We start from the raw sequence: 4,813 nt of genomic DNA, 5'->3' as shown, positions 1-4,813 counted from the left end.
ACGGGAAACGAAAAAGCCCGGTTTAAAACCGGGCTCGAACAAACACGCCTATTGACAATGGCTTTCTCATATTAAAAAGGTCAGGCACTAGGTGCCTGACCTGTAAACTTCTGGGCAGGACGACTGGATTCGAACCAGCGACCCCTTGACCCCCAGCGAGGTCAGAATGACCCTGACCTGTGCTTAATTTGTTAAAACACGCGCAGATAGCGCAAGTAGCGCATTTCCGCATTTGCAAATTTTACCAGCGCAGCGCGGTCTGTCCAGAAAGCATATTTTCGGCTTCGAGGAGCGCGGTGCAGCCAATGACTTAATCAACGGGGGTGGGAGCCCCGAATCGTCGTCTCTCTGGGTTCCCGCAGGTGGGCCCTTCTGTTTCTAATCAACTGCGGATTCAGGAGCTATGTGGTCAATATAATACCGTTGAACCCGCATATCGATACCGCTCAGCCATTCGCCTCGCCCCCGTCGCACGCATCTCCATTCGGTCTGTCATCATTAATCTAACGATGCTTTGAGGAATGTAGGTGCTTCTAAATGTACTGTCGACTTCTTCTCAAACTAATCCTAAGAGACAAGGCCGTATGGATTTGTACGCTCGTTCTCGCTGCAGCCTTTTCCGTCCCCATTGCGTTCAATTCACCCATCTACGGGCCCTTCTTTATGAAGCAGGGCATGCAGGGCTTTGTCGACGCATTCAATACGCGCGCGCCCCAGGCCAGCGGCACAGACCTATCGCCAGAGCAGCAAGATGACGCTGAGCTTGCAAGATACGCGAACGCCGCCCTCGCCGCTCAAACCGACGCCGCCTTTCTCGACTCTGCCGAGAGCTACTACGCGCTCATGGACGAGGGCTTCCAATCCGGGTCCATCGTGGGGGACCAGGAGACCAATGACGCAGACCTCGCGTATTGCCGTGCCCTGAGCAGCTCCGGCATCGCGGATATCCCGGCCTCCGCAAACGACCTGCCGTTCCTCTCCTTCCTGCCCTACGCCATTGCCCAGGCGCCGTCCTTCCTTCCCTTCATCCCCTTCCTTCTCTCGTCGATACTCGTGCTCGGCGCCACAAGGCCCGGGACCCTGGCGGCGAAGGCGCCCGCGCCCAAATTCCGGCGCCTTATCCAGACCGTGTTTTCGATAATCGGCGCGGGGACCGCGATGCTCCTCGCCGGCCTTGCGCCCGGGGGCATTTACGCCTTGGCCCTAAACGGCTTCGGGCAAATCGGGTACCCGATCGCCTTCTTCCATGACGGCGCGCTTGCCACCACGACCGCGGGAGACGTCTTCACGACCCTGCTTCTCGCGCTGCTTGCGGGCGGAACCTTGATATCCGTTTGCTCCGTCGTCCTATCGACCGCAACGAGGCGCGTCCTCGCGGGCCCCCTTGCCTCCGCGCTGCTTGTCGCGGCCCCGGCATTCCCGTTATTGTCCGATTCGGCACTGGGGCATAATGCCGCGCTCGAGCTCCTGCCGCTGGCCGTGTTCTCGCCTATCGAGGCAACGGGTTACGTGGGATGCTTCCCGACAGAATTCATTGGCTCCGGTTCGGGCGGCGCATCGATGCTTGCCGTGGCCCTGGTGTACGTCGCGGTCCTTTTCGCGGTCGGCGCCGTTGTGACGCGTTCGCCCAAACAGGCTGGACCCGCTAAAAAGCACCATGGGCTTGAGCTCCTGGACGTGAGCGTGGGATACGGGAGCACGACGATACTTTCGATCGGGTCGCTTTCCTTGGGCCCGGGAACGGCGGCGGGGCTCGTCGCTCCCAACGGCTCGGGGAAAACCACCCTTCTTGAAGCGCTGTCGGGCCAATTTCCCACCCGCATCCGCTCGGGAAGCCTGTTGGCAGACGGAATCTACCAACGTCGATCAGCCGAATTCGCAGAACTCGTCTACCTGAGCTCTTCAGGCGGCGCGGATCTCTACCCCACGCTATCGGCCCGCGAGCACCTCTCTTTCGTTAGGGAGGCGTGGAAATCGGCCGCCGACATCGACTCGCTCTGCAACTCCCTCGGAATCTCCCCATATCTCGACAAGCCGACCCGTAAACTCTCGACAGGAATGAAGCAGCAGGTAAAGCTTGCCATGGCGATAGCGACCGGTTGCCCGTACCTCATCCTCGATGAACCGCTGAACGGCCTCGATCCGGGAAAACGGAAAACCTCCTGCGACGCGATGCGCAGCGAAGTGGCGCGGGGACGCAGCGTGCTCATCTCAAGCCATCTGCTCGACGACCTGGCAGACCTTACCAACTCGTTCTACTTCATCGAGGCCGGCACGCTCGTGGAAAAGATCAAGTCGTCCTCGCAGACGCTCAAGCAGGAATACCTCGATACATACGAGGGAGGTGAATGACATGATAGGCAAGAGCTATGCAAAGATAGCGATTGTTGGCTCTGCACTTTGTCTTGCAATGGTGCTATGTGCATCATTTGCGAGGTATAGGTCCGAGCAGTCGTTCATCGATGGCGCTGAAAACGGTTTTGGCATAGACGGGATGTATGTCAACGATGGCGCGACCAGGCCGTCTATGGCGATTCTTGCAGGCGAAGACATGGAATGGCAAATCTGTAATGACGATGGCTCTTGTCTGAGTGGTCGTTTGGCCGCAACGAGCGACCCGAATTCGTTCGATCTTCTCGACAATGATGGATCGGATTGCGGTTCAGTTCACCTGTCGTATGCATCACGAGACGGGATGGACGGCATTCTCTACGTCTCCCACGAGACTGGCGATTTCAAGATGCGCAGGACTAACCGAGTGCCGGCTTTTATCGAGGAGTGAGAACTCCCGGCGGTCTGCCGATCAGGCCGCCGGGGTATCGAACCCCGCATTCATCCGTACACACACGGATGAATGCGGGAAGTGTCCGGATGAAGTTGATAATCAAGGAAACAATGCCGTTCTGCCTGGGACGGCTTTGGACTGGACTTTAACTACAACATCGCGATCGACACTTATCAGCTCGCGCGACGCGCATGGCCAGATCTCGGACGCTGGTGCATGGAGGACCTTCGAGATTTACTGTACATCCAAAACGACGACGCACACCGCGTGCTCGCCGACTGCGAAGACGAGTTGGCTGTCTACAATGCGATCAGAAACGGCGTGAAGTCCGGAGAGCTTTCTGTCGAACCGCCGCGCCGTCGCGCGAGCCGACCGGGCAACCCGGGCAATCTGGTCCTGGCTCTCCCGGTCGTATTCCTACGATATCGCCCCTAGATCACCAATGTGTCAGATAAAGAATGAGGCAATGGCTGTGATCACGCCTACGGCGGACGCAACGACTGCGCCTTTTTTCCTCTCCTTTAGTCCGACGAATAGGGTTGCCGTAAAGTAAAGGGCGGAAATGCAGTCTATGGCAAGCAAAGCGAGTTCCTTGGGCGGTTTCAGCAAAAGGTCGCTAGCAAAGAGTAATGCAAGCAGGGCAAAGCCGATTGTGACCAAGTATCTCGATTGATTTTGCGACAGCATGGCAACCGCCTTTTAGAACATGTAAGTGAAAAGTCGGTACGATGTCATTGCGGTTGCAAACAAGCCGCCGCCAGGACCGGTTGTCACGAGACCGGCGATAACGCATTTTCTCGGTTTCCAGCTCATGACAGGCCCCTCTCTCATGGTGCAACGCATACATTATGAGATATGCACATTATCTCGCTAATTAATTTCAATATCCATCATCCAACTAAAGAATACTGACTCACTGGTTCAGCGACGATGCATTTTTACCCTTGCGTTCCCACTCGCCGCGTCGGCGGTCGGAAGGGTCTCCGTCTCGCATTTAGCGACCTTGCACCCGTATCTGTCGAGCCAGGCGGCAAGCGCATCCCAATCGACGCGCTTCCAGTCGCCGCTCGGCGCGTGCTGCATCACGAGGCCTCCGGCGACCATGAGCGCGTGGACATGCTCTCCTTGCAGGCCAGCAATGATCCCGCCGGTGCATACGATGCTAGGTCGCTGTGCCGGCACTGTGCAAACGTATTGGCCTTTGTACCCCTTTTGGCAACTTTAGCATGACTGTAGGTTAAACCAACCCACAGCCATGAGCACGTTAACGTAGTACTATGCTAATTACACGGATAAGGCAGGGGTATTTTTCTTTGGCGAATAAATTTGTATTTTATGGCAAGGGGAGTGGCGTTAAGGTTTTCATCGCTATATCAGTTGCCGTGTTCGCATTCTCTGCGCTATTTCTAAAAGTGGAGCGTTGCCAAAAAGATAGCGGAGGTGACTATTCACATTTGTGGTTCGTGAGCGGATTGGTGTTGAACGTTGACAGCTCTGGCGATTTTACCATGTCGGTCGAAAGCGAAGATCCATATAACGACGGGTCTGATCGTCTGACCATTCTGGTTGATTCAGAACATACGCGCTATGTAAGCGATAGCCCCGTGAGCGTTGGGTCTAAAGTCAAGGTAGGCTATTTTCTCGATTCCCGAAAGAAAAATACGATTCGCTGCTCTTCTGTGGATGTGTTGGAATAATTTTTGAGTAACTATCAGTAAAAAGCTGCGAGCAAAGGCCGCTCCACGTGGGGCGGCCTTTTTGGTGGATAGACGTTGCGGAGGATGATTGATTGACGTTTTTACTCTGCATGGAAATCGAGTGAGGATTCTGTTCCGCGAGGGGCGTGTTTTGAGGCTCTTGGCGGTACGTAATTCTCGTTCGGCGTCTTGACGGGACAAAACCCTCGGTTGACTTTTTGAAGCGTCCCTAGAATCAGCTGTTACGATAAAAACGGGGGGTGTTCCTATAGTTTTGTCAACTGGGAAATGCTCTCCGTGCGACCGAATCGCGGCATGCTGACGCCAAGCC

General features: G+C 55.7%; 4 protein-coding genes. 3 read left to right on the top strand and 1 reads right to left on the bottom strand.

The window, feature by feature from the left end:
* Positions 1 to 663: 663 nt before the first annotated feature.
* Together AB5202_RS09775 and AB5202_RS09770 are read left to right on the top strand one after the other, a co-directional pair.
* The gene (locus tag AB5202_RS09775) at positions 664 to 2,352 is read left to right on the top strand and encodes an ABC transporter ATP-binding protein (protein WP_368144640.1); all 1,689 of its coding nucleotides are present in this window, start codon (positions 664 to 666) and stop codon (positions 2,350 to 2,352) included.
* A 1-nt stretch (position 2,353) separates the two neighbouring features.
* Positions 2,354 to 2,782 (top strand): hypothetical protein, encoded by a 429-nt coding sequence (locus AB5202_RS09770; RefSeq protein ID WP_368144641.1) that lies wholly within the window; start codon positions 2,354 to 2,356, stop codon positions 2,780 to 2,782.
* 450 nt (positions 2,783 to 3,232) lie between these two features.
* Here the strand turns inward: AB5202_RS09770 and AB5202_RS09765 are convergent, their stop codons facing one another.
* Entirely contained in the window at positions 3,233 to 3,472 is a 240-nt protein-coding gene (locus AB5202_RS09765) for a hypothetical protein (RefSeq protein WP_368144642.1), read from the bottom strand.
* Positions 3,473 to 4,098: 626 nt separating this feature from the next.
* Between AB5202_RS09765 and AB5202_RS09760 the strand changes: the two genes are divergently transcribed.
* Positions 4,099 to 4,482, top strand: coding sequence for a hypothetical protein (locus AB5202_RS09760; RefSeq protein ID WP_138374237.1), 384 nt, complete (start codon positions 4,099 to 4,101; stop codon positions 4,480 to 4,482).
* The last annotated feature ends 331 nt before the right edge of the window (positions 4,483 to 4,813 follow it).

This window comes from Collinsella aerofaciens (genome assembly GCF_040915545.1).
Classification (GTDB): domain Bacteria; phylum Actinomycetota; class Coriobacteriia; order Coriobacteriales; family Coriobacteriaceae; genus Collinsella; species Collinsella aerofaciens_BE.
The sequence above is the reverse complement of the archived record's forward strand: the minus strand, read 5'-3'. Positions and strand labels throughout refer to the sequence as shown.

Bases quoted from the DNA above. Each gene is read 5' to 3' on its own strand.
- AB5202_RS09775 (WP_368144640.1), top strand. From the start codon at position 664: ATGAAGCAGGGCATGCAGGGCTTTGTCGACGCATTCAATACGCGCGCG.
- AB5202_RS09770 (WP_368144641.1), top strand. From the start codon at position 2,354: ATGATAGGCAAGAGCTATGCAAAGATAGCGATTGTTGGCTCTGCACTT.
- AB5202_RS09765 (WP_368144642.1), bottom strand. From the start codon at position 3,472: ATGCTGTCGCAAAATCAATCGAGATACTTGGTCACAATCGGCTTTGCC.